The organism is Salinicola sp. JS01, assembly GCF_030284585.1.
In the GTDB taxonomy this organism is placed as follows: domain Bacteria; phylum Pseudomonadota; class Gammaproteobacteria; order Pseudomonadales; family Halomonadaceae; genus Salinicola.
On record NZ_CP127244.1, the window covers coordinates 3436382 to 3460287 of the forward strand.

At 64.9% G+C, this 23906-nt stretch carries 16 protein-coding genes; 8 read left to right on the forward strand and 8 right to left on the reverse strand.

Annotated features, from left to right (window positions below):
* Nucleotides 1-69: 69 nt before the first annotated feature.
* Nucleotides 70-1062 (forward strand): aldo/keto reductase, encoded by a 993-nt coding sequence (locus QO259_RS15680; RefSeq protein WP_285950654.1) that lies wholly within the window; start codon nt 70-72, stop codon nt 1060-1062.
* Here QO259_RS15680 and QO259_RS15685 read toward each other — a convergent pair.
* Entirely contained in the window at nt 1037-1915 is an 879-nt protein-coding gene (locus QO259_RS15685; RefSeq protein ID WP_285950655.1) for an NAD-dependent protein deacetylase, read from the reverse strand. The genes QO259_RS15680 and QO259_RS15685 overlap by 26 nt on opposite strands.
* 85 nt (nt 1916-2000) lie before the next feature.
* On the opposite strand from QO259_RS15685, the gene QO259_RS15690 reads away from it, so the two are divergent.
* Genes QO259_RS15690 through QO259_RS15700 form a run of 3 tightly spaced genes read left to right on the forward strand, consistent with a single transcriptional unit; the run spans nt 2001 to nt 5036 of the window.
* Complete coding sequence (locus QO259_RS15690) at nt 2001-3086, forward strand: diguanylate cyclase (protein WP_285950656.1); 1086 nt, start codon at nt 2001-2003, stop codon at nt 3084-3086.
* 37 nt (nt 3087-3123) lie between these two features.
* On the forward strand, nt 3124-4038 hold the full coding sequence (locus tag QO259_RS15695; RefSeq protein WP_285950657.1) for a nuclease-related domain-containing protein: 915 nt from the start codon (nt 3124-3126) through the stop codon (nt 4036-4038).
* 26 nt (nt 4039-4064) lie between these two features.
* The gene (locus QO259_RS15700) at nt 4065-5036 is read left to right on the forward strand and encodes a sugar kinase (RefSeq protein WP_285950658.1); all 972 of its coding nucleotides are present in this window, start codon (nt 4065-4067) and stop codon (nt 5034-5036) included.
* Nucleotides 5037-5051: 15 nt separating this feature from the next.
* Here QO259_RS15700 and QO259_RS15705 read toward each other — a convergent pair whose 3' ends face one another.
* Together QO259_RS15705 and QO259_RS15710 are read right to left on the reverse strand one after the other, a co-directional pair.
* Nucleotides 5052-5582 (reverse strand): hypothetical protein, encoded by a 531-nt coding sequence (locus QO259_RS15705; RefSeq protein ID WP_285950659.1) that lies wholly within the window; start codon nt 5580-5582, stop codon nt 5052-5054.
* Entirely contained in the window at nt 5569-7200 is a 1632-nt protein-coding gene (locus QO259_RS15710; protein ID WP_285950660.1) for a sodium:solute symporter family protein, read from the reverse strand. Before QO259_RS15710 ends, QO259_RS15705 begins: the two co-directional genes overlap by 14 nt.
* A 358-nt stretch (nt 7201-7558) precedes the next feature.
* On the opposite strand from QO259_RS15710, the gene QO259_RS15715 reads away from it, so the two are divergent.
* On the forward strand, nt 7559-8410 hold the full coding sequence (locus QO259_RS15715; protein WP_285950661.1) for an ATP-grasp domain-containing protein: 852 nt from the start codon (nt 7559-7561) through the stop codon (nt 8408-8410).
* Between the two features lie 27 nt (nt 8411-8437).
* Here the strand turns inward: QO259_RS15715 and betT are convergent, their stop codons facing one another.
* The 5 genes from betT to QO259_RS15740 all read right to left on the reverse strand — a co-directional run bounded on the left by betT (nt 8438) and on the right by QO259_RS15740 (nt 17482).
* The gene (gene betT / locus QO259_RS15720; RefSeq protein ID WP_285950662.1) at nt 8438-10501 is read right to left on the reverse strand and encodes a choline BCCT transporter BetT; all 2064 of its coding nucleotides are present in this window, start codon (nt 10499-10501) and stop codon (nt 8438-8440) included.
* A 281-nt stretch (nt 10502-10782) separates the two neighbouring features.
* Complete coding sequence (locus QO259_RS15725; protein WP_285950663.1) at nt 10783-12837, reverse strand: choline transporter; 2055 nt, start codon at nt 12835-12837, stop codon at nt 10783-10785.
* A gap of 375 nt (nt 12838-13212) precedes the next feature.
* Nucleotides 13213-15168, reverse strand: coding sequence for a tripartite tricarboxylate transporter permease (locus QO259_RS15730; protein ID WP_285950664.1), 1956 nt, complete (start codon nt 15166-15168; stop codon nt 13213-13215).
* Nucleotides 15169-15207: 39 nt separating this feature from the next.
* A complete protein-coding gene (locus tag QO259_RS15735) occupies nt 15208-16323 on the reverse strand; it encodes a Bug family tripartite tricarboxylate transporter substrate binding protein (protein ID WP_285950665.1) in 1116 nt (371 codons plus the stop codon).
* 70 nt (nt 16324-16393) lie between these two features.
* Nucleotides 16394-17482: a 4-oxalomesaconate tautomerase gene (locus tag QO259_RS15740; protein ID WP_285950666.1), complete on the reverse strand. Its 1089-nt coding sequence runs from the start codon at nt 17480-17482 to the stop codon at nt 16394-16396.
* A gap of 210 nt (nt 17483-17692) precedes the next feature.
* On the opposite strand from QO259_RS15740, the gene QO259_RS15745 reads away from it, so the two are divergent.
* The 3 genes from QO259_RS15745 (at nt 17693) to QO259_RS15755 (ending at nt 23895) form a co-directional block, all read left to right on the forward strand.
* Nucleotides 17693-18619, forward strand: coding sequence for a LysR family transcriptional regulator (locus QO259_RS15745; RefSeq protein WP_035477269.1), 927 nt, complete (start codon nt 17693-17695; stop codon nt 18617-18619).
* 288 nt (nt 18620-18907) lie between these two features.
* Nucleotides 18908-21697, forward strand: a complete 2790-nt coding sequence (locus QO259_RS15750; RefSeq protein ID WP_285950667.1) for a type VI secretion system Vgr family protein — start codon at nt 18908-18910, stop codon at nt 21695-21697.
* Nucleotides 21694-23895, forward strand: coding sequence for a hypothetical protein (locus tag QO259_RS15755; protein ID WP_285950668.1), 2202 nt, complete (start codon nt 21694-21696; stop codon nt 23893-23895). Before QO259_RS15750 ends, QO259_RS15755 begins: the two co-directional genes overlap by 4 nt.
* Nucleotides 23896-23906 lie beyond the last annotated feature (11 nt).

The following is a 23906-nucleotide window of genomic DNA, read 5'->3' on the forward strand; positions in this document are numbered from 1 at the left end:
GCATTGGCTTGATGCCCGAGCGAAAACCGACCACGCTGATTCGACTGTCATTCCTCGATGGAGACGAGCATGGAAACGCGTAAGCTACCCGGTACCGATATCGAAATGTCCCGCGTGGGCCTGGGCACCTGGGCCATGGGCGGACGCATGTGGGGCGGCACTGACGATCCCAATGCCATCCGCACCATTCACGCCGCCATCGATCAGGGCATCACGCTGATCGATACCGCTCCGGCCTATGGCTTCGGCCACTCCGAGGAGGTGGTGGGCAAGGCGGTTGCCGAGAGCGGCCAGCGCGAGCGGCTGGTGCTGGCGACCAAGGCAGGGCTGGAGTGGTACGACGACGACAGCCTGGCCCGCAACGCCACCGCCAAGCGGTTGGAAAAGGAGCTCGACGACTCGCTGCGGCGGCTCAAGACCGACACCATCGACATCTATCAGATCCACTGGCCCGACCCGCTGGTGGATATCGCCGAGACCGCCGAGGCGATGGCGCGTTTCCATCAGGCGGGCAAGATCCGCGCCATCGGGGTCAGCAACTTCTCCCCCGAACAGTGCGAGACCTTCCGCGAGGTGGCGCCGCTGCATACGTTGCAGCCCCCGTACAACCTGTTCGAGCGCGATATCGACGAGCAGATCCTGCCCTACGCCGAGGACAACGATCTGACCCTGCTCACCTACGGCGCGCTCTGCCGCGGCCTGCTCAGCGGCAAGATGCACCGCGACTCCACCTTCTCCGGCGACGACCTGCGCAACAAGGACCCGAAATTCCAGTCGCCGCGCTTCGCGCAGTATCTGGCCGCGGTGAAGGATCTCGAAGCGCTGGCCCAAGAGCGCCACGGCAAGTCGGTGCTGGCCCTGGCGGTGCGCTGGATTCTCGACCGTTCGCCCAACATCGTGGCGCTGTGGGGCGCGCGCAAGCCGGCCCAGGTCGACCCGGTCGGCGACATCAGCGGCTGGCAGTTGAGCGATCGCGACCTGGCCGATATCGATGCGCTGCTCGCCGAGCACATCAAGGACCCGGTCGGGCCCGAGTTCATGGCCCCGCCGACCCGCCGCTGAGCGCGGCTGCTGGCGGCACCCGTGCCGCCAGCAGCGCCGTCAGCGTGGGCCCGATCGGCGCGTTGACCTTGAGCGCATAGAGCGCATCGGCGCGCGTCCGCCCCAGGTTGAGACAGGCGATCGGCTTGCCCAACCGCGCCGCGTGGCGGGCGAAGCGATAGCCCGAATAGACCATCAGCGACGACCCCACCACCAGCATCGCCGGCGCCCGTTCGAGGGCGTCGAAGGCCGCCTGCACCCGCACCTTGGGCACGTTGTCGCCGAAGAACACCACGTCCGGCTTGAGAATGCCGATGCTGCAGCGCTGGCAGTCCGGCACCTCGAAATCCGTGAAATCGACGCCCTCGAGATCGGCGTCACCATCCGGCGCCACCGCCGCCGGCAGGTCGAGCCAGCGCGGATTGCGCCGCGCCAGCTCGTCGTGCAAGGCGTGGCGCATCAGCGTCGCGCCGCAGTGCATGCAGACCACCAGATCGGCCTGACCGTGAAGGTCGATCACCCGCTGCGAGCCGGCACGCTGATGCAGGCCATCGACGTTCTGGGTCACCAGCTGCGAGATACCGCCCCCGGCCTCCAGCGCCGCCAGGGCACGATGCGCCTCCCCCGGGCGCGCCGCGGCGAGGGCGCGGAACCCGACCAGGCTGCGCGCCCAGTAGCGCTGGCGCACCGCTCGGCTGGCCATGAACGCCTGATGGCTGACCGGCGGCGGCCGCTTCCACGCCCCGCTGGCATCACGGTAGTCGGGAATGCCGCTGGCGGTGCTCACACCTGCCCCGCTGAGCACGAATAGCTCAGGATGACGAGCGAGGAAGGCTCCCAGCGCCTCGACGCCCGCCGCCGACGTGTCGCACATGCTTTTTGCCCTCGATCGGTGATAGAAAGGGAGACAATCTACTCCCAATAGACTGTGTCCCGTGGAGACACAGCACGGCTGCCCGATGCCCAATACGCTTCTGGACCCTTTGATCGAACAGCGCCAGCGCGGCCTGCGCCTGGCCCGGCGGATCTATCCGCCGCGCACCCTGGGGCTGGCTGCCGGGGGGCTGTGCATCGGCAGCGCGCTGCTGACGCTGTCGACGCCGCCCTGGGTCTGGCTACTGTGGGCGCTGCAGATCACTGGCTGGTCGCATCTCGCCTACTGGCGCGCCAAGCGGCACAGCTCACCCTATCACGCCGAACGCCAGAACCTCGGCATCGACAGTCTCCTGGGCGGTTTCTGGCTCGCCGCCATGCACTTCAATCTGCTGCCGACGATCGTCGTGCTGAGCATGATCAGCCTCAACAACATCGCCGTCGGTGGCACCCGCCTGCTGTTGCGCGGTATCGGCCTGCTGGCACTGGGCAGCCTGTTCGGCATGTGGCTGATCGCCCCCGGTGCGCCGCCGGTCATTCCCACAGCCAGCGTGCTCCTGTGTAGCCTGCCGATGCTGATCGCCTACCCCCTGGCGATCGGCTACATCACCTACCTGCAGGCACGGCAGCTCAGTCAGCAGAAGCGTAACCTGACCGACCTGAGTCGTACCGACGGCCTGACCGGGCTCTACAACCGCCGCTTCTGGGAGGCACAGGTCGCCGCCGAGCAGATCAGTGATTCACCTGCCGTCATCGCCCTGATCGACCTCGACTTCTTCAAGCGCATCAACGACGAGCACGGCCATGGCGTGGGGGATGAAACGCTGCGCGAACTGGCCACGCTGCTGCGTCGTTCGCTGCCGGCGCATTTCCTGCTCGGGCGCTACGGCGGCGAGGAGTTCGGCATCCTGATGCCGGCGACCACGCTGGCGCAGGCCGAGGCCGCGCTGCGCGCCTTCCAGCAGCGTCTGCACCGGCACACGCCACCGGCGCCGCTGGCGCGAATGCCCACCTGCAGCATCGGCGTCGCCGCCAAGGCGCCGCACATGGCCAGCCACGAGCAGTGGCTGCTGCAGGCCGACCAGGCGCTCTACGCGGCCAAGGGTGCCGGCCGTGATCGCCTCGAGGTCGCGTCTAGTGCGGCATCGCGGAGCCTGCTCGACCTCGGCTAGAATGGCATTTTCGCCACCGCCGCAAGGACATCTGCCCATGGCCTGGTTGGAATACCTGCTACCGCTGATCTTTCTCGCCCCGCTGGGGGCGGCCGCGCTGGTGGCGATCACCCTGCGGGACCTGCAGAACGTCGGCCTGCGCTCCCCCCACGACGGCAAGCCGATCCGCGAGATCGCCCAGCTCCACCGTGACCGTCTCGAGCGCGCCCGGGTGGCGTTCTTTCTCGATGCCGCGCTGGCGCCGACCCTGACCCTGATGCCGCTGGTCTACGGCATGGGACGCATACTGTTCGCCGACGAGCAGAGCTGGCTCGAATGGTCGCTCTACGGGGTGTTCAGCACCCTGCTGGCGATGCTCTTCGGTTTTCTGATCCTGCGCGACGTGCAGCGGGTGCGCCGGCTCACCCGCAGCCTGGCCTCGGAGCTGGCCATCGGTCAGGCGCTGGATCACCTGATCCGCCCGGTGGCCAAGCCCTTCTTCGTGTTCCACGACTTCCCCGCCGACAGCTACAGCATCGACAACGTGCTGGTCACCCCCCAGGGGGTGTTCGTGATCCAGACCATGGCGCGGGATTTTCCCCTCGATCTGGAGGGTAACCCCAACCAGGTCGTGGCGGTGGAGTCCGAGCGGCTGCGCTTCCCCGATGGCAGCCAGCGCAGCATGCTGCGCAAGGTGCGCATGGCCACGGTGTGGCTGCGCCAGTGGCTGACGCGCCACACCCAGTTGAACGTGCCGGTGAAGGGCGTGCTGGTGCTGCCGGGCTGGACCATCGACGACGAGACCCAGCATCTGGGCAGCGACCGCGAGGTGCAGGTGATCGACGGCGCCGATCTCGCCGCCCAGTTGGGTATCGACGGCAACGAAGTGATCGACGACGAGCAGCGCCAGCGCCTGGTGGAGTCGCTAGACCGCCGCCAACAACAATATCAACGCAAGGCGGCCGCACGCTGATCGCCGCCGGTTTTCCAGGAGATATCATGTCCGCTGCACCCGCATTCGATGTTCTCACCTTCGGCGAAGCCATGGCGATGTTCGTGGCCGACGAAGCCGGGCCGCTGGATAGCGTCGGCCAATTTCACCGGCGCACCGCCGGCGCCGACACCAATGTCGCCATCGGGCTGGCCCGGCTGGGCTTCGACGTGCGCTGGCTCTCCCGGGTCGGGCGCGACCACAACGGCACCTTCCTGCGCCGGGCACTGGAAGCCGAGGGCCTCGACTGCCGCCATCTGATCGATGACCCGGCGCACGCCACCGGGCTGCTGTTCAAGGCGCGCGCCGAAGGTGGCGCCGACCCCCACGTGGAGTATGTCCGCCGCGGCAGCGCCGCCAGCCATCTGTGCCTCGACGACTGCCGCGAAGTACCGCTCGATGCCGCGCGCCATCTGCACGCCACCGGTATCCCCCCGGCGCTCTCCGCCACCACCCGCGAGCTCTCGTTCGAGCTGCTCACCCGCGCCCGCGCCGCGGGGCTGTCGATCTCCTTCGACCCCAACCTGCGCCCCAGCCTGTGGGCCAGCGAGGCGGAGATGAAGCAGACGCTCAACGCCCTGGCGGCCAAGGCCGACATCGTGATGCCCGGGCTCGCCGAGGGGCGCCTGCTCACCGGGCGCGACAGCGCGCACGACATCGCCGGGTTCTATCTCGACAGCGGCGCCCAGGCGGTGGTGATCAAGCTCGGCCCCGAGGGCAGCTACTTCCGCACGCGAGACAGCGAAGGCAGCGTCGCCGGCACCCCGGTGGCCCGGGTCGTGGACACCGTGGGTGCGGGCGACGGTTTCGCCGTGGGCATCATCAGCGCGCGTCTCGATGGGCTCGACTGGCCCGCCGCGCTGCACCGCGCCAACTTGATCGGCGCGCGTCAGGTGCAGGTGATCGGCGATATGGAGGGCCTGCCCCGGCGCGCCGAACTCGCCGCCATGGAGCGCAGCGGCGAGGCGATGCCCGGCTGACACGCGGGCGGCGACTCAATCCGGCATTGCAGTCCGCGCCTCGGCCCGAAGCGCGGCCAGCACCGCGGGCTTGAGCGCGCCGAGGGCTTCGCCGGAGACCCCACTCAGCACGATCAGCCGCGTCTGGCGCCCCTGGTGGTAGCCCAGCCACAGCGGCAGCCAGAGCCGCTGCTGAGTGGCGGGCTGCACCCGTAGCGGCCACAGTCGCGGCCTGGCCAGCCGCTCCCACAGCCACCAGCGCGCAAACGCCTCTGGCGAGGGACGCCCCGCCTCACTGATCTCGCCCCCCAGCCGGCTCTCCGCGCGTGCCGGCGCCTCGTGCTCCCAGGCATCGTGGCCCAGCGGCCCGGGCCACAGCAGCGCCCGTGAAAGCCCACTGCGCCCCAGCAGCCAGGCATCCGGCGTCTGCGCCCCGCGTGCCGTCAGCGCCACCGCCCACAGCGCCAGCCAGGCCGGTTCGAAGCGCGCGGCCGCGTAGCGCCGCAGCCGCCGGCTCGCCGCCACGCCATCGATCCGGCGGCGCAGATAGCCCTCAGCCATTGGCATGGGCCCAGAGTTGCAGCCCACCCAGGGCCACCAGCGAGATCACGAACCAGGCCAGCAGGCCGAGACAGCGGGCACGCGTCACACGGGCATCACGCCCCAGCGGCGTGGCCGCGGCACTGCGCCGGCACAGCAGCGCCTGCATATCCGGCGCGGTCTCTTCCAGTGTCACATCGGCGAGCTGATCACGACTCGGCGCAGGGGCGCTGAGGCTGACCGCATAGCCGACCGCCAGCGATACGCCGAGCCCCACCGCGTTCTGATAGAGCCAGGAGATCCCCTGGTGCGAGGCCGCCCACACCGCGGCCATGCCCAGAAGCATGCCCGCCACCGCGCCGCGCCCATTGCTGCGTCGGCTGAGCACCGCCAGCAGGAAGACGCCGAGCAGGGCGCCGTAGAACCACGACCCGATCCGATTGACCGCCTCGATCACCGGGCCGAGGTTGCCGGCGAAGAAGGCGAACAGAGTGGCGTAGAGCCCCCAGAACACGGTGGCCCAGCGCGACGCCTTGAGGTAGTGCCCCTCATCGGCGTCGGGCCTGACGAAGCGCGCATAGAAGTCGCGCACGCTCACCGCCGAGAGCGAGTTGAGCGCCGAATCCAGGCTCGACATGGCGGCGGCGAAGACCCCGGCGATCACCAGGCCGGTGATGCCGACCGGAAAGGCCTCGACCACATAGCGCGGGAACAGCTCGTTGAGATTTTCCGGCGGCGTCAGCCCGTGCTGCTGGTAGTACGCCGCGAGCATCACCCCGATGAACAGGAACAGCAGCATCTGCGGCACCAGCAGATAGCCGCCGATCAGCAGCGAACGCTGCCCCTCGGCGATGCTCGGGCTGGTCAGCACGCGCTGGATCTGGCTCTGATCGGTGCCGAAGTAGGCCACGTGCATGACCACACCACCGATCAACCCCGCCCACAGCGAATAGGTCACGCTGGGATCGAGCGACAGGTCGAAGGTATCGAACATGCCGTGGGCGGCGCCGAAAGCGAAGACGTCGCTCCAGCCGCCGGGCAGGCTCGAGACCATCAGCAGCATGCTCAGGATGGCGCCGAGCCAGAGCACGAACATCTGGATCACATCGGTCCAGATCACCGCGCTGATACCGCCGAGCACGGTGTAGCCGACTGCGATCACCGCCATCAGCACGATGGTCAGATCGACGCTCCAGCCGGTCACCACCGAAAGCACCAGCGCCGGCGCGTAGAGCACCACTCCTGTGGCCAGGCCGCGGGCGACCAGGAACAGCAGCGCCGCCAGCGACCGGGTCAGCGGCCCGAAGCGCCGCTCCAGCAGCTCGTAGATGCTGTAGATACCGGCGCGATGGAAGATCGGCACCAGCGCCACGATCAGCACCGCCATTGCCAGCGGCACGTTGATGAAGGTCACCAGCCGCTCGAGACCGCCTTCGAAGCCCCAGCCCGGCGCGCCGATGAAGGTGATCGCGCTGGCCTGGGTCGCCATCACCGAAAGGCCAATCGCCCAGCCAGGGATCCTGCGCCCACCGAGAAAGTAGTCCTGGGTCGTCGCCTGCGACTTGCCGAAGCGAGCCCCGACCCACGCGATGCCCAGCACGTAGACGACCAGCACGATGCTGTCCCAGACAGTGAAAGCCCCCATGAGCCAATCCTCGCATTGTTGTTATACGTCGATGTTATACGTCGGTGTTATCCGTCGATGTCGTCCATCGAGTGGTGAGGTGTCTTTGAAGCGCCTTGTATCGATAACTTCAGCCTAGCATGTCGTCACACAACCATCGCGACGCCACGTCGCGATAGCCTCGCGGTCGCGGCCAAGCCCCGTATGACGTGGCCTGAAGCCAGGCGCGGCGGCGGTAACATAAACTCGCGCGCCGCTCTTACGCCCATCTTCCACCCTTCTTGCACCCTCTTTGGCGCCCCCTCTTGCCAAACGTCAGAAAGCCTCGGATGATGCGCTCCCTTCCCCGCTGGCGCGCCTGTCCTCGATGAGGTCTCCGATGCGTTTGATCACTTTCGATGTCTCCCGCACCCTCGGCATGCCGAACGTTCGCTATATCAAACCCGAGCGCATGTTCGATCATCTGGACGAGATCCAGGCCGCCGACTGGCTGCTGTTCCCCAGTTACTGGCAGGTCAACGTGCTGCTGCATGCGCTGCACAAGCGCATCTTTCCCTCCCCGGCGACCTACTACCTGGGGCACGACAAGGTGGAGCAGACCCGTGCCATGCGCGCGGCCTTCCCGCAGCACATTCCGCCCACCGCGATCCAGGCCAATACCGCCTACGGTATCGACGCCGTGGAGGCGGAAATCGGCTATCCGATGATTCTCAAGGAGATTCGCAGCGCCCGCGGCAACGGCGTGCATCTGGTCGAACGGCGTCGCGAACTCGAGCGCTTCGCCGCGGACAACCCGGTGCTCTACGCCCAGCCCAGGCTACCGATCGATCGCGATCTGCGTATCGTGCTGGTGGGGGACCGCATTCTCGCCAGCTACTGGCGGGTGACGCCGTTGGGCGGCTATCGCGCCAACGTGGCCCAGGGCGGCCGGATCGACCACGAGGACATTCCCGAGGCGGCCGTCGCGCTGGTGAAGCGGGTGGCGGCGGCGTTCCAGATCGACCATGGCGGCTTCGATGTCGCCATGCTCGGTGAGACGCCGATACTGTTCGAGTTCAACCGCCTGTTCGGCACCCAGGGCATCGCCGACGCCGGTCGCGTGACCGGCGCGGCGATGCTCGACTGGTTGGGGCGGCGCGAACTCGGCCTCACCGCCCCGGTGCCCGAGGCGGCAGAGCTGCCGCCGGCGTGGGAACCGCCGACGGAGACCGCCTGCGAACCGCGACCCTGACGCTGTCAGGGCCGCGGATCACTCGCCTCAGGCCGGCGGCTGCTCGGGGCTGTCGGGCATGTTGATGCTGCCCGGCTCTTCGCGGTTGAGATGCAGGAACTGCAGGTGGCGCTCGTACTGATCGAGCATGTCGTCGATCACCTGCTCGCGGGTGTAACCGGCCAGGTCGTAGCCCTGGCTGCCTTCGAGCAGATAGACCTCTAGGCGGTAGTAGCGGCTACTGCTGCGCGGCGTGCGCATGGCGAACGAGGGCGTGGCGAACGGGTGCGTCCAGATCTGATAGGTGAAGTTCTGCTCGCTGCCGAGGTCGACGTAGAGCGACAGATAGTCGTCGTCATTCTGCGTGCCCTCGCTGATCTGTACCTTCACGCCCTGGCCTTCGAGCTCGTCGCGCACCGCCTCCATTGCCGGGCGGCCGGTTTGCTCGAGGAACTGACGCGCCTCGTCGCGGGTGGGGAAGGACATCGCCCGCTTGAGCCGCTTGCGCCAGTCGTAACCCGCATCGCGCCCGCCGGCAGACATGCGCCCGGAGAGCGAACCCGAGAGACTGAGCCGGTGGCTGTCCTCCTTGAACGCCTCCACCTTCAGTGCCCGGTAGAGCCCGGCCATCATGAAGAAGAGCACGATCGAGAACGGCAGCCCGGTGATCACCACCGCGCTCTGCAGCGTCGAAAGCCCCCCGGCGAGCAACAGCGACAGGGTCAGCACGCCGATCACCGCCGACCATAGAATACGCATCCAGATCGGCGCATCGCTGTTGACGTCCTTGAGGATCGAGGTGAAGTTCGACAGCACCAGCGCCCCGGAGTCCCCCGAGGTGACGAAGAACACGATAGCCAGCACGCTGACCGCGATGGTGGTGAACACCGGCCACGGATAGGCCTGCAGGAACAGATAGATGCCCGCCGGCGGGTTGTTCATCACCTGTTGACCGAAGTCGTGGGCACCGTTCATCGCCATGTCCAGCGCGCTGTTACCCAGAATCGACATCCAGATCATCATGAAGGCGATCGGCAGCGTCAGGGTGCCGGCGACGAAGGTGCGGATGGTGCGCCCGCGCGAGATGCGCGCCAGGAACAGCCCCACGAACGGACCCCAGGCGATCCACCAGGCCCAGAAGAAGATCGTCCAGGCATTGAGCCAGTCGGTCGGGCGATCGAAGGCATAGGTGTTGAACGACAGCGAGATGAAGTCGGAGAGATAGTCGCCGACGTTCATTACCAGGGCGTTGAGCAGGAAGATGGTCTTGCCGGCGAAGAGCACGAACAGCAGCAGCGCGACCGCCAGCAGAATATTGAACTCCGATAGCCGCCGGATGCCCTTCTCCACCCCGGTGACCGCGGAGATGGTGGCGAACAGCACGATCATCAGCACCAGGATTGTCTGGGTCCAGACGCTCTCGGTGATACCGAACATGAAGTCCAGGCCGTAGTTGAGCTGGATCACGCCGATCCCCAGGCTGGCGGCAATGCCGAATACCGTGCCGAGTACCGCGGCGATATCCACCGCATGGCCGATCGGGCCGTAGATCTTCTTGCCGAAGATCGGATAGAGCGCGCTCGAGATGGTCAGCGGCAGGTTGTGGCGGTAGCTGAAGAACGCCAGCGACATCCCCACCAGGGTATAGATACCCCAGCCCGAGATGCCCCAGTGCAGGAAGGTCAGCTCCATGGCGTGGCGCGCCGCCAGCACCTGGTCGCTGGGTACCTGCGGCGACTGGTAGAACTGGGTCAACGGTTCGGCCAGGGCGAAGAAGATCACCCCGATACCGATACCCGCCGAGAACAGCATCGCCGACCACGAGAAGATATTGAAGTCGGGCCTGGCGTGCTCTGGCCCGAGGCGGATCTTGCCGAAGCGCGAGACGCCCAGGAAGATCACGAAGGCGAGATAGATGACGACGGTAAGAAAGTAGTACCAGCCGAAGGTGTTGGAGATCCATCCCAGCAGCGCGTTGATGATCTCATTGGCCTGCTGGGTAGCGACCATCGCCCAGATCGAAAAGGCGACGATGCCGATCACCGAGCCGTAGAACACGACAGGATTGAGCCGGTCCCGGGCTGGTGAATTATTATCGGTTTGTGTGTGCATGCGATATCCATCCGGTGTCGAAATGACGTCCGGCGCGCCACGCCCAGAGGGTTCCCCGGGCGACGACGAACCGTCGAACACAGCGCTTTGCTCCCGCTGTCCCTCGCGGGGCGCTGCGATCTTGCTTTGAGTTAAGTCGACTTGGGGCATACCGGCCAGGGCGACTTTCAACGCCCGCCCTCCCCACGGTCAACGCAACCCGGCGCCACCTGGCGTACCGCCGCGCGAGGCGCCCAGAAAAGCGGCCGCCACCCGCTGGCAAAGGTGGCGGCCGTGGCGGTTCAAGCCGGCGGCTGCTCGGGGCTATCGGGCATGGTCACGCTGCCCGGCGCCTCGCGGCTCATGTGCAGGAAGTGGAGATGGCGCTCGTACTGGTCGAGGATGTCCTCGATCACCTGCTCCTGGGTGTAGTCCATCAGGTCGTACCCCTGACTTCCCTCCAGCAGGTAGACCTCCAGCCGGTAGTAGCGGGCATGGCTCTGCGGCGTGCGCAGGGCGAACGACGGCGTGGTGAACTGGCGCGGCCAGACCTGATAGGTGAAGTTCTGCTCGTCCCCCAGGGAGACGTTCAGCGCCAGGTGCGGGTTTTCGCCCTTGACCTCCTGCAGCTCGACGCCGACGCCCTGCTGGCGCAGCCCCTCGCTGACGGCCTCCATCGCCGGCTGTACGGTCTCGTCGAGGAAGCGGCGCGCCTGCTTGGCCCCGGGGAAACTCATCGCCCGCCCCAGACGCTGGTGCCAGCTACGCGAATTGCGCCCACCCGCCTGGGTGCGCCCGGAGAGATGCCCGGAGAGGCTGGCGCGCAGGCTGTCCTCCTTGTAGCCCTCGACGCGCAGCGCCTTGAGCAGGCCAGCCATCATGAAGAAGAGCACGATCGAGAACGGCAGCCCGGTGATCACCACCGCGCTCTGCAGCGCCGAGAGCCCGCCGGCCATCAGCAGCGCCAGGGTCAGCACGCCGATCACCGCCGCCCACAGGATGCGCATCCAGATCGGTGCGTCACTGTTGACGTCCTTGAGCCGCGAGGTGAAGTTCGACAGCACCAGTGCGCCGGAATCCCCGGAAGTGACGAAGAACACGATCGCCAGAATGGTGGTGACGATGGTGGTCAGGCCACTCCACGGCAGCGACTCGAGGAACAGGTAGATCGACGAGGCTGGCGTATTCATCGCGGTATCGCCGAAGGCGCTGGCGCCATTCATCACCATGTCGATGGCGCTGTTACCCATGATCGACATCCACGCCATCATGAACGCCAGCGGCAGGATTAGCGTACCGGCGACGAATTCACGGATGGTGCGCCCGCGCGAGATACGCGCCAGGAACAGCCCCACGAACGGGCCCCAGGCGATCCACCAGGCCCAGAAGAACAGCGTCCACGCGTTCAGCCAGTCGGTCGGCGGCGCGAAGGCGTAGGTGTTCATCGACAGATCGATGAAGTGGGAGAAGTAGTCGCCGATGTTGAGCACCAGCGCATTGAGCAGGAACAGCGTCTTGCCGCTGAACAGCACGAACAGCATCAGGAGCAGCGCCAGCAGCATGTTGAACTCGGACAGCCGGCGGATGCCTTTCTCGACGCCGGTCACCGCCGAGATGGTGGCGAAGAACACGATCATGACCACCAGCGCGGCCTGCACCAGCATGTTCTCCGGCACGTCGAACATGTAGTTGAGGCCGAAGTTGAGCTGGATCACGCCGATCCCCAGGCTGGTGGCGATCCCGAACACCGTGCCCAGCACCGCGGCGATGTCCACGGTATGGCCGATGGGCCCCTCGATACGCTTGCCGAAGATCGGATAGAGCGCGCTGCGGATGGTCAGCGGCAGGTTGTGGCGGTAGCTGAAGAACGCCAGCGACATCCCCACCAGGGTATAGATGCCCCAGCCGGAGAGCCCCCAATGGAGAAAGGTGATCTCCATGGCGTGGCGCGCCGCCTGCACCGTGCCGGCTTCGCCGTCGGGCGGGGCCAGGAACTGGGTCACCGGCTCGGCGATGCAGAAGAACAGCAGATCGATGCCGATACCCGCCGAGAACAGCATCGCGGCCCAGGAGACCATGTTGAAGTCGGGCTTGGCGTGCTCCGGCCCCAGCTTGATCTTGCCGAAGCGCGACACCCCGATCACGATCACGAAGGCCAGATAGACCACCACAGCCAGGAAGTAGTACCAGCCGAAACTGTCGGAGATCCATCCGAGGATCGCGTTGATCACGCGCCCGGCCGACTCGGTGAAGAGCATGGTCCAGAGCGCGAACAGCACGATCCCGATAGCCGAGCCGTAGAAGACCACCGGGTTGAGGCGGTCGCGGCTGACGTCGTCGGTGTGTTGTGGATGCATGAGCAATCCTCGTCGTTGTTGGAGTGCAGCGGCAGCCGAGCGTATCCACGCGCCGGCGGTGGTCGCCCACACGGGGCCACAGCCAGGAGGTAGCGCACACGGCGCGGACCGGCGAAGACTGCCAGAGAGACGTTACCTGTTTTTATTGATTGATCGTTCAATTAAAATACGGCGTTATGCTGCGACTTTCAACCGCACCTCTCTCGCCTTTCTTCGGTGCGGACTGGCACCGAACGGGGCTCAAAGCCATCTCGCTGGGGCCCGCGCGTGGCGCGTCCCGCTATGGCCAACGGCTTGCCCTGACAGGCTCGATGAACCAAAAAAAGGCGCCTCCCCGCTTGGGGAGGCGCCTTCGATCACCGCTGTGACGAGCGCTCAGATGCCGATCAACGCATCCAGCCAGCCACTGGGGTAGTGCAGATTGAGCAGCGCCTGCATGCCGAGCAAAAAGGCGGCGATTCCCGCGGCGATCGCCAGCGCCGTCGCCCAGCGCGCCCTGGCCACACCACGCAGGAATACGAACGCCATCAGCGTCGCCGCGCTGACGAATCCGAGCAGCGAAGCCACCACGACCAGCCCCAGCAACCCGGCCAGCCACAGTAGCGGCTCACCCAATGGCTGTGCTTCCCAGCGCGCACCGCGACGCCAAGCCTCCACCGCGCTCAGCGCAGCCCCCAGGGCCATGATCGTGATCGCCAGCCGCGGGAAGATACCGCCGAGGAAGGAGAGCCCGCTGATGTCGTACCAGGACGCCGCCGCCAGCAGTAGCAAGCCCACCACCAGCAGCACATCGACGCGCCCGAAGGTGGGGGCTGCCGGTGTCTGTTGCGGCGAACTGATGCCGGCACCGACGGCCAGCGGACGCCGACGGCTCAGCAGGCGCTTGCCCAGCGGGAACAACAGCGCCAGGGCGATCAGGCCCAGGATGATCAGCACCCCAGGGCGCAGGAAGGCCGACATGCCCTGGAACTGTACGCTCTGATAGAAATAGGTTTCTGCCCCCGGTGCCAGCACGAAGCCGATCAAGAACGCCGGTCGCGACCAGCCGGCACGCTTGAACAGCACCCCGACCGCACCCACCGCCAGCAGCGTGTACCAGTCACCCAGCGAACGCGTGGCCTGGTAGGCAGCGAACATGATCAGCGTGGTGATCACCGGCGCCAGCAGCACGAAGGGAATCCGTGTCAGCTGCGCTACCGGGCGCGCCAGCACCAGACACAGCGCCGCGCCCAGAATGTTGGCCAGCGCCAGCGACCAGATGATGGTGTAGGTCAGATCGAGGTGAGTGGAGATCATGCTCACCCCCGGCTCCAGGCCGAGCAGCAGCAGGCCGCCGAGGAAGATCGCCGCCGTGCCGGAGCCCGGCACGCCGAACAGCAGCGTAGGCACCATCGCCCCGCAGGCGCAGGCGTTGTTGGCCGATTCCGGGGCGATCACACCGCGGATATCGCCCTGGCCAAAGTGCTTCTCCCCCTTGGCCGTGCGCGAGGCGAAGGCGTAGGTCAGCCAGTCGACCACCGAGCCCGCCAGCCCTGGGATGGTGCCGATGAGGCTGCCCATGCCGGCGCACTTGGCGACCAGCCCGCGGTTGTCGACCACGTCGCGAATCCCCTGGCGCCAACCGTGCCCCAGCGAGGTACGCTCACGGGCGATGCTGCCGCGCTGGATCAACAGGTCGATGATCTCCGGCAGGGCGAAGATCGCCAGGCCCACCACGATCAGCGGGATACCGTCGTAGAGATAGCCCACATCCAGGTTGAGGCGGAACTCGCCCGTGGCCGGCGCGGTGCCGATCGCCCCGAGCAGCAGCCCCAGACCGCACGCCGCCATGCCCTTGAACTGACTCTCGCCGGAAAGCACCGCGACCATCGCCAGCCCCAGCAGCGTGAGCACGAACAGCTCCGCCGAGGAGAACGCCAGCACCAGCGGCCGCGCGACCAGAATGAAGCCGGTCAGTACCACTGCCCCGATCACCCCACCGCACAGCGAGGAGAGAAAGGCACTGGCCAGCGCCCGCGCGGCCTGCCCCTTCTTGGCCAGCGGAAAGCCATCCATCACCGTGGCCTGGGAAGCGCTCGAGCCAGGTATCCCCAGCAGTACCGAGGTAAAGGTGTCGCCAGTGGGAATCACCGCCACCATGCCCATCAGCATGCCCAGCGCCAGTCCCGGCGACATGCCGTACAGGAACGGCAGCAGCAGCGCCATGCCGGCGATACCGCCCAGGCCGGGAATGATCCCCACCAGCAGCCCCACCAGCACGCCGAAGCCCATGTAGAGCAGATGGGCGCCGCTGAACACCTCGCCCAGGCTCGTCATCAACGCATCGATCATCGTTGTCTCTCCTTGGCCGGCCTTGGCGCCGGCCCTTGATCAGCGCGTGGCAACGCGCACGCCATAGCGCGACTTGAGCCAGTCGATCACCCACTGGCGGCGCGCGTCGCTGAGCTGCATGGCAGAGTCGAGCTGCTTGGCCGCGACCTCACCCACGACAGGCGTGTACGGGCCGACCTGATTGCGCGCCGCGGTCAGGAAGTCTTCGCGCTCGGGCAGCGTCGCCGCGGCCTGACGGTAGGCCTTGATCAGTGCCGGCGGGGTGTCCTTGGGCACCAGCAGCAGCTTCTGCAGGGCATAGCCGGAGGCAAAGAACTTGTGGAACACCTGGTAGGCGATGTCGTCGCGGCTATGACCAGGCTGCGCCAGATAGAGCTCGGAGAAGGTCGGCAGATCGGGGAAGGCTGGGTCACGCTCGATGACGTTGTCGGCATTCATCACCCCGAGCGAGAACAGCGGCACTGCCTTGCCCGCTTCGACCAGTGGGGCGACGTTGCTGAAATAGGCCGACGTGGTCTGGAAATCGACCCCCGCCTCGCCGCGCTCGAACGCCAGCCGCCCTTCGCCTCGGCTGCGCATGCCGAACACCGGCTCCACCTTCAGACCCAGCAGGTCGAAGGCCAGCAGCACCGGCATCTCGAGCCCGGTGGGGGTCTGCATTGCGAACTTGGTCGGCGACTCGCGCAGCGCGGCGAGAATCGTATCCGTGTCCTTGCCGTAGCCCGGCTGGGCGTAGACCACGCCGCCGGTGGGCGCGGCGATGATCGGCGTCCACTTGGCGTAGTCGTAGCGCACCCGCGGATCGTCGAGCATGGCCGGGTACTGGGTCGAGGCCGAGGTCACCAGCATCTGTGATCCATCGGCATCGGCGCGGGCATAGAACAGATTGGTGCCGGTGATCGAGCCGCCACCGGGCACGTTGTCGATCACGATGGTCGGATGCGAGGGCAGCGCTTCCCCCATCCAGTGCGACATGAAACGGGCCCAGACATCGGTACCGCCACCGACCCCGAAAGGCACGGTCCACTCGAGCGTATCGGGTACCGTCGCGGTCTCCGCGGCCTGTGCGCCCAACGGCAGCAGCGCCGCGGCCAGCGCGAGGACGCAGCGGCGGCCAACTCGGGGGAAAAAGGTGTGTGTGCGCTTGGCGTGCATGGCACTTCTCCTCATTGATGTTGTAGCTGTTATGGCTGTTGTGTCGTCATCTCGTCGGCTCGCGCCATGCTCAGCCGATTGCTGCATCGGAGTCGCTGGATACTGTCTCGGGCACGTAGACGTTGCCGCTGAAGAGCCGCCGCGCGGTACGGATCAGTGAACAGCTCGGCCATGCCTGCCCCGTCGGCCAGCGCGCGATCACCCCGAGCTTGCCACTCGGATGCTCGAACTCGAGCAAACCGTTCGCTCCCGGCGCGCCGGCCAGATCCCTGACCAGGCTCTGCCCATCGGCGCAAGCCACCGCCAGCCCGACTGCACCGGTGATCGCCAGTGCCCGATGGCAACGCTGTGGCATGAAATAGCGCACGCACAGCGTGCCTCCGGCGGCGGGCGCACTGATCAGCACCGGCTTGGGAATCACGCGCTCGCGCACGTCGCCCAGTCCCATGGCCGCACCGGCCTGAAGACGAATCGACTCCAGCCGTTCCAGCAGCTCGCTGTCACCGTCCAGCGCCTGAGGTGTTTCGTCACCGCACTTGCCGAGATCGGCGGCGCGCATCAGCACCATCGGCATGGCGGCATCGATGCAACTCACCTCGATCCCGTCGATCGTGTCCACCGGCTTGCCCGTGGGGTAGAGCTTGCCGGTCTTGGCCCCCACCACGTTGCGAAACTCCAACAGCACCGGCGCGGCGCTGCCGGGCACGCCATCGATATGCGTATCGCCGACGTAGCTCACCTGCCCGCCCGGCGTGCAGATCTCGGCATCGATCAGGCTGCCAGTGTTGAGGTTGCGGATGGTCAGCCGGGTGACGTCTGCCGTCGCGGCGACCAGGCCCTGCTCGATGGCGAAAGGCCCCACGGCGCTGAGCATGTTGCCGCAGTTGGGGGAGGTATCCACCCGGCGCTGCTCGACCATCACCTGCACGAAGAGATAGTCGACGTCGACCCCAGGCTCGGCGGAAGGCGTGACGATGGCGACCTTGCTGGTCTGCGGATAGCCGCCGCCGATGCCGTCGACTTCGAGTTCGTTGCCCGACCCCATCAGGGTCAGCAGCAGCTCATCGCGTTCCGCAGGATCGCTGGGCAGATCGTGCCCCAGAAAGACCGGCCCCTTGGAGGTGCCGCCGCGCATCAGGACGCAGGGTATGGCTCGCATGACGTGTTTCCTTTCCCGTGACGGCCCTCATGGCCGACAAGTGACGGGGAAGCTCGCATGCTTGAAATCGCCATTCCAATGCCATTATCGTGACCATTGATGCATATTACGCATCAATTGCAGATTTTAACGCAACCTTTTGATAAAAAAGAGAAAAACGAAATCTCCGGAGGTCAACCATCGACATGTCGGCAGAGAGGCATTCGACTAATGAACTATGAGATTCAGCAGATCCAGGCCTTCCTCAAGGTTGCCGAGCTGGAAAGCTTCCAGGCCGCCGCTGAGGCGCTCAACCTCTCGCAGCCGGCGCTGAGCCGACGCATCCAGAAGCTCGAAGCGGTACTCGGTACCCCACTGCTGGCGCGCACCACGCGCAAGGTGAGCCTGACCACCGTGGGCCGCGACTTCTTCCCCCAGGCCAAGCGCCTGCTCGACGAGTTCGACCACGCCCTGTTCAACATTCGCGCCCTGGCGGAGAACCGCATCGGTCAGATCACCCTCGCGTGTATTCCCACCGCAGCGTTCTATTTCCTGCCCGCGGTGATCCGCGAGTACAACGCCCGCTACCCCAATATCCGCATCCGCCTGCTCGACCTCAGCGCCAACGACGGGCTCGGCGCCGTACTCAGCGGCGAGGCCGAATTCGGCATCAACATGCTCAGCGGGCACCACCCGGACATTCGCTTCACGCCGCTGGTGGTCGAGCCCTTCGTGCTGGTATGCCGCCACGATCACCCGCTGGCCGCGCAGTCGCAGGTGACCTGGAGCGAGCTGAGCGAGCACAAGCTGATCGGCGTGGGCCGTATGAGCGGCAACCGCATGCTGCTGGACCACGAGCTGTCGTCACTGACCCAGCGCCCGACCTGGTTCTACGAGGTACAGCATCTCTCGACCTCGCTGGGGATGGTGGAAGCGGGCCTGGGCGTGGCCGCGGTGCCGCGGCTGTCGATGCCGGACGACGAGCACCCGCTGCTGGTGCAGCGCCCGCTGGTCGAACCGCTGGTCAAGCGCACGCTCGGCATGGTGCGCCGCCGCGACAGCGCGCTCTCGCCGGCCGCGGAGCGCTTCGTCGAGACGCTGCTGCGGCACTGGGACCGCGGCGAGGGTGGCGAAAACGGCGGGCCGATATATCTCTAGGCGTTGATAACGCGGTATGGGCAAGTACGGTACTTTTAGACAGTGCCTAATCTTTAGGCAGGCAGTCCCTAAACTTTGGACAGACAGTGCCTGAGCTTTAGATGCTATTGATATCTCGCCCTTTGGGCGAAAATGCGTCTTTTTTGGCCGATATCTCACACGCTTTGTAGTCGATCGCTTACAAACATTTCTCGCATGATGCGTTATCCTGATTCTCTGACCCTTTTTCTCTGACCATTGTCTCTGACCCTCGTCGACCGGCTTCGCCACCGCGATCAGGAAAACCGCATGCTCAACGATCTTCTCGACACCTTCGATATCGATCTGTCGCAGTCGCAGCGGCTGCTGACTCTCGATATCGCCGGCACCGCCCTCGTGCCCCATCGGCTGGTGGGCGAAGAGCGCGTCAGCGCCCCTTTCACCTACACGCTGGACTGCATCTCCCAGCAGGGCGATATCGAGCTCAAGACGCTGATGGCGCAGCCGGCGCGGCTCTCGATCCTGCAGGCCGACGGCAGCTACCGCCCGCTGCATGGGCTGGTTTCCGAGGCCGCGCTGCTGGGCGAAGATGGCGGCGTCACCTACTACCAGCTTACCCTGGTGCCGTGGCTCGCCATGCTCGGCCTGGGCCGCGACAGCCGCATCTTCCAGGATCGCAGCGTCGTCGATGTGCTCACTGCCGTCTTTGACGATTACGACCTCGCCAAGGGGCGCTACCGCTTCGATTTGCGCCGCGACTACCCCGCCAGAAGCTACTGCGTGCAGTATCGCGAGAGCGATCTGAACTTTATTAGCAGGCTTCTAGAGGAAGAAGGATTATGGTTCTATTTCGAACATTCAGGGTCCTCAACCACTGCTGACAATGGCCAGGATAACGCCGCGTCGACAGAGTCTGGGGCGGACTTCGACGGCCATCGGCTGGTGATCACCGACGATGTCGATACCACCCAACCGGTCAGCCCCCAGGCGATCCGCTTCCATCGCCAGGCGGCCACCGAGCGCGAGGACGCCCTGACCCAGTGGGGCGGCGTGCGTACCCAGCAGCCCACCCGGGTCAGCGTGGGCACTTTCGACTACAAGCAGCCCTCACTGACCAAGCGCACCGGGCTCGACACCCTCAGCGACCAGGGCAACCTGCCCAAGACCGAGCTCTACGACTACGCCGGCGAGTACTACTACCACGGCTATGAGCGCGGTGAGCGGCTGACCGAGAATCGTCTGGAAGCGCATGAGTCCCGCGCCAAGCGCTTCCGCGGCAGCGGCGGTGCGCGCCAGCTCCAGGCCGGGCGCTGGTTCGAGCTCACCCAGCACCCGCTGCACGACAGCGGCGGTGAGCCCGAGCGCCAGTTCCTGCTGCTGGGGGTGACCGTCCACGCCGAGAACGCGCTGCCGGTCTCGGCCCAGCTCCAGGCGCTGCCGGGCAGCCTGCAGCCCCAGCTCGACGCCGCCAAGCAGGCGCATGGGCTGGCAGACGAAGGCGATAGCGACCGTCTCTCCGACTACATGAGTGGCGGCACCGGCCACTTTCTGGTCGATCTCGAGGCCCAGCGCCTTAGCCAACCCTACCGCCATCCGCTGACCCACCGCCGCCCGGTGATCGGCGGGCCGCAGACCGCCACCGTGGTCGGCCCGGCCAATGAAGAGATCCACACCGATCACCTCAACCGCGTGCGGGTGCAGTTCCACTGGGACCGCCAGGGCCAGAATGACGAAAACTCCAGCGTCTGGCTGCGGGTCTCCCAGCCCAACGCCGGCGCCGGCTGGGGCGGGGTGTTCGTGCCGCGTATCGGCCAGGAAGTCCTCGTCGACTTCCTCGAAGGCGACGCCGACCGCCCGCTGATCACCGGGCGGGTCTACAACGGCGAGCAGACCCCGGACTGGCACAGTCACGGCCTGCTCTCGGGCTTCAAGAGCAAGACCTACCGCGGCAGCAAGTACAACGAGCTGGTATTCGACGACGCCACCGACCAGGAGCGCGTCCGCCTCAACTCCGAAGCCGAGAAGAGCCAGCTCAACCTCGGCTACCTGATCCACCAGACCGGCAACACCCGCGGCGCCTTCCGCGGCACCGGGTTCGAGCTGCGCACCGATGCCTATGGCGCCATCCGCGCCAATCAGGGGCTCTACCTCACCAGTTGGGGCCAGCTCGGCGCCAGCGGTGACCAGCTCGACCTCACCCCGGCCAAACAGCAGCTCGACAGCGCCTACCAGCTCAGCGACAGCCTCAGCCAGAGTGCGGCAGACCACAACGCCGACGCCCTCGACGCGCGCGAGCATCTCAAGCAGGCCGGTGAAGACGCCGACGACACCTACGGCAATAGCGAACAGCTTGCGGATGCCAAGCAGGATAACGCCCGTGGTGCCACCGACAGCGGCGGCCGTGGCGAAGCAGCACGCATGAAAGCGCCGTGGCTGCATATGGCCTCGCCCGCCGGCATCACCCTGAGCACGCCGGAATCGACCCACCTGGCCCAGGGCCGCTCGCTGAGCGTCTCCAGCGGCGAGGACGTCAACGTGGCCACCGGCAAGAGTCTGGTCGCCTCGATCTCCGAGAAGCTCTCGCTGTTCGTGCAGAAAGCCGGCATCAAACTGTTCGCCGCCCGCGGCAAGGTCGAAGTGCAGGCGCAGGATGGCGAGATGGCCTTCACCGCGGAGAAAGGCGTCCAGGTGACCTCCACCGAAGGCCGTATCGAAGTCCAGGCCGAGAACGGCATCCTGCTACAGAGCGGCGGCGGTTATATCCGCATCGAAGGCGGCAATATCGAGGTTCACTGCCCGGGTGCTGCGGACTTCAAAGGCGCCCAGCACAACTTCGGTGGGCCGACGAGCCTTAGCCGCACCCAACCCGAGCTACCTGATGCGCAGGGGCCATTCGAGGAGTTCTTCACGCTGAAGGACAAGGAGTCGGGCAAACCTCTCGCCCATGCGCGTTATCGCGTGTCGACCGCCGAAGGGCGGGTCATGACAGGTCGCAGCGATAGCGAAGGAAAAACCCAGAAAATCTTCACGAGCAAACCTGAGGAAATCCAGGTGACGATACTGGATCGGTTCGACGACGCCGAGGGAGAACTGTCATGAGTCAGGGCGTTAAAGCCGACGGCAACACTCAGACCAGAAACAAGAGCAAAGGCCAGGACGCCTACCACGCGCCGGCGGATCAGCTTTTCTATATGGTCGGCAAAGGTACGATTCTCGCTGTGCCCCGCGAGGATATGCCGGATCTACTCGCTGAAATGCGTCTGCTCGAAAGTGTCGTCGAGTCTCAGCAGCAGGCGACGAGCCATCTCAAGAGCTGTCAGGACAAGTACATTCAGATCAAACAGGGCGACTACTTCAAGCCCGAAGACCGCGTCGTGCTGTCAGAATCGGATAGTGCCGAGAAGTTAGAGAGCGAAGTCGTCAAGGCGCAGTCTGCACTGGACGAAGCGAACAACGCGCTCATCGAGCAGATAACGCCGCTGACCCAACTCAGTGACAACACCAACCACATCAGCGAACTCATCCCCATCCAGCGACGTGGCGGCCACGCATCTGCTGTGGGCTTCAAGATGACCTACGTTCGCTCACAAAAAATCCAGAACCACTGGAGAAAGTATCGGTTGACCTCTCAAGCCGATACGACGGGCGGTGACGACAGCGTCATCACGCAGGGCAAAGTCGATTGGAAGAAGCTGAAGCAGCAGCTCACGGATATCAGTGGAAGCACCTCGATCAAGACGGACATTCCGTGGTTCGACGACTGGATGAAGCTGGAAGATCAGCACAAGGAGCTCTTCCAGTGGAGCGAACATATCAACGAAAACCTTCAGATCGTCCGCTCTTATCAGAGTGGTGGCGAGCATGACGTGGACAGCCTCAAAGTCGATCTCAGTGCGGAAGCGCAACTGATGCGATGGTCCTATGGGGCGAGCGGTCTCAGCGGTGAAGCCAACCCATTCAAGAAAAAAGGCGCCATCAAGGCCAGCGGACACGCAGAGCTGATGCTGGCGGAGGCCAAGGCGTCCATCGACTGCTACGAGCCGCCGGGCGGATACATGATGGCCTTTGCGGGCATGAATCTTGGCATGCTGCGCTCTCACACCATTCTGAGCGTGGCCGGCGGCATCGGCGCCAGTATCGCCGCAGAACTCAATATCGATGCGGAGTTCAGCGGCAGCGGCGCCAAGGCCAAGGGCGTCAGGGGTTCTTCAAGGAACAGGGGGGTTCCAGGAAAGCAAACCGTCGATATGTCGCTACCCGACAATAGCCAGGGTGGCGAACTTGGTGCCTTTATCGGTGGTCAGCTCGAAGCCACCGTGGCAGGACAGGTTGAGTGGAAAAGCCCAGAGAGCGAGAAATTCGAGCCGTTTGCGAAAATTGCCCCGGCGTTGGCAGCCCAGGCAGGTATCGGAGGCGAAGCGACATTTAAAATCTCATATGCAGGCGGGAAATTCAGAATTCTTGCAAAGGCGGCTCTCTGCTTCGGGGTAGGTGCGAAAGGTAAACTATCGCTAGAGGTAGATGGCAGCTTAATACTGGAATTCGCAAAATGGGTCGCATATCAACTCAAGAATGCAGACTATGGCAAGCTAGACTTCATAGACGAGGAAGCTTTCGAGGCCTTATCGGAAATAATAGTCCTGGCAGCACAGTACGGAGAAAGTCTCGCAAACTATATGTACGAAACAACCGGCATTATAAAACGTACTGCACAGGGTGCATTAGCCGATCTTCAAAACAGCCTAGAATCAGCAAGTGAGCGTGGTGAACTGGTCGTCAGAATCAACTCGGACCCAGATTTTCTGCGGTATGCCACACCAGACGCCAAAGGCGCCATAATTTATCGATTAATGCAAACAAACGCTTTCGACAACCTCGACCCAGACAACCGCACCACAGATTACAGCGACTTGAATTTTTGGCGCTTTGGGTACATGACGCAGCGTAAAAGAGCAATCATAAGAGTTTTCACTTGGGTGCAATCCAAAAAAGAATACGAAAACATAATGCAAAGAATAAAGGCAAGCACAGACAGCTCAAACATTTCGGTGCATGGAGGGGAAGAAGAGCTCCTTGAATTTTTGGGCCGAGGAGAAATGCCCATACTTTCAAGCCACTATCCAGAGAACCTAATCTCATTTTATAAAAGCTTGCGCAACAAAGCTAACAAAGGAGATCCCATAATCCGAAACGACATGGAGGAGTATCTAACCCAAAATGATGTCTCGAATGACTTTGACAAACCATGCTTCAATTCAACGCAATGCTTACCAAAGCCTGAAAGTAGAATAGCGTAGTATATGCAGGT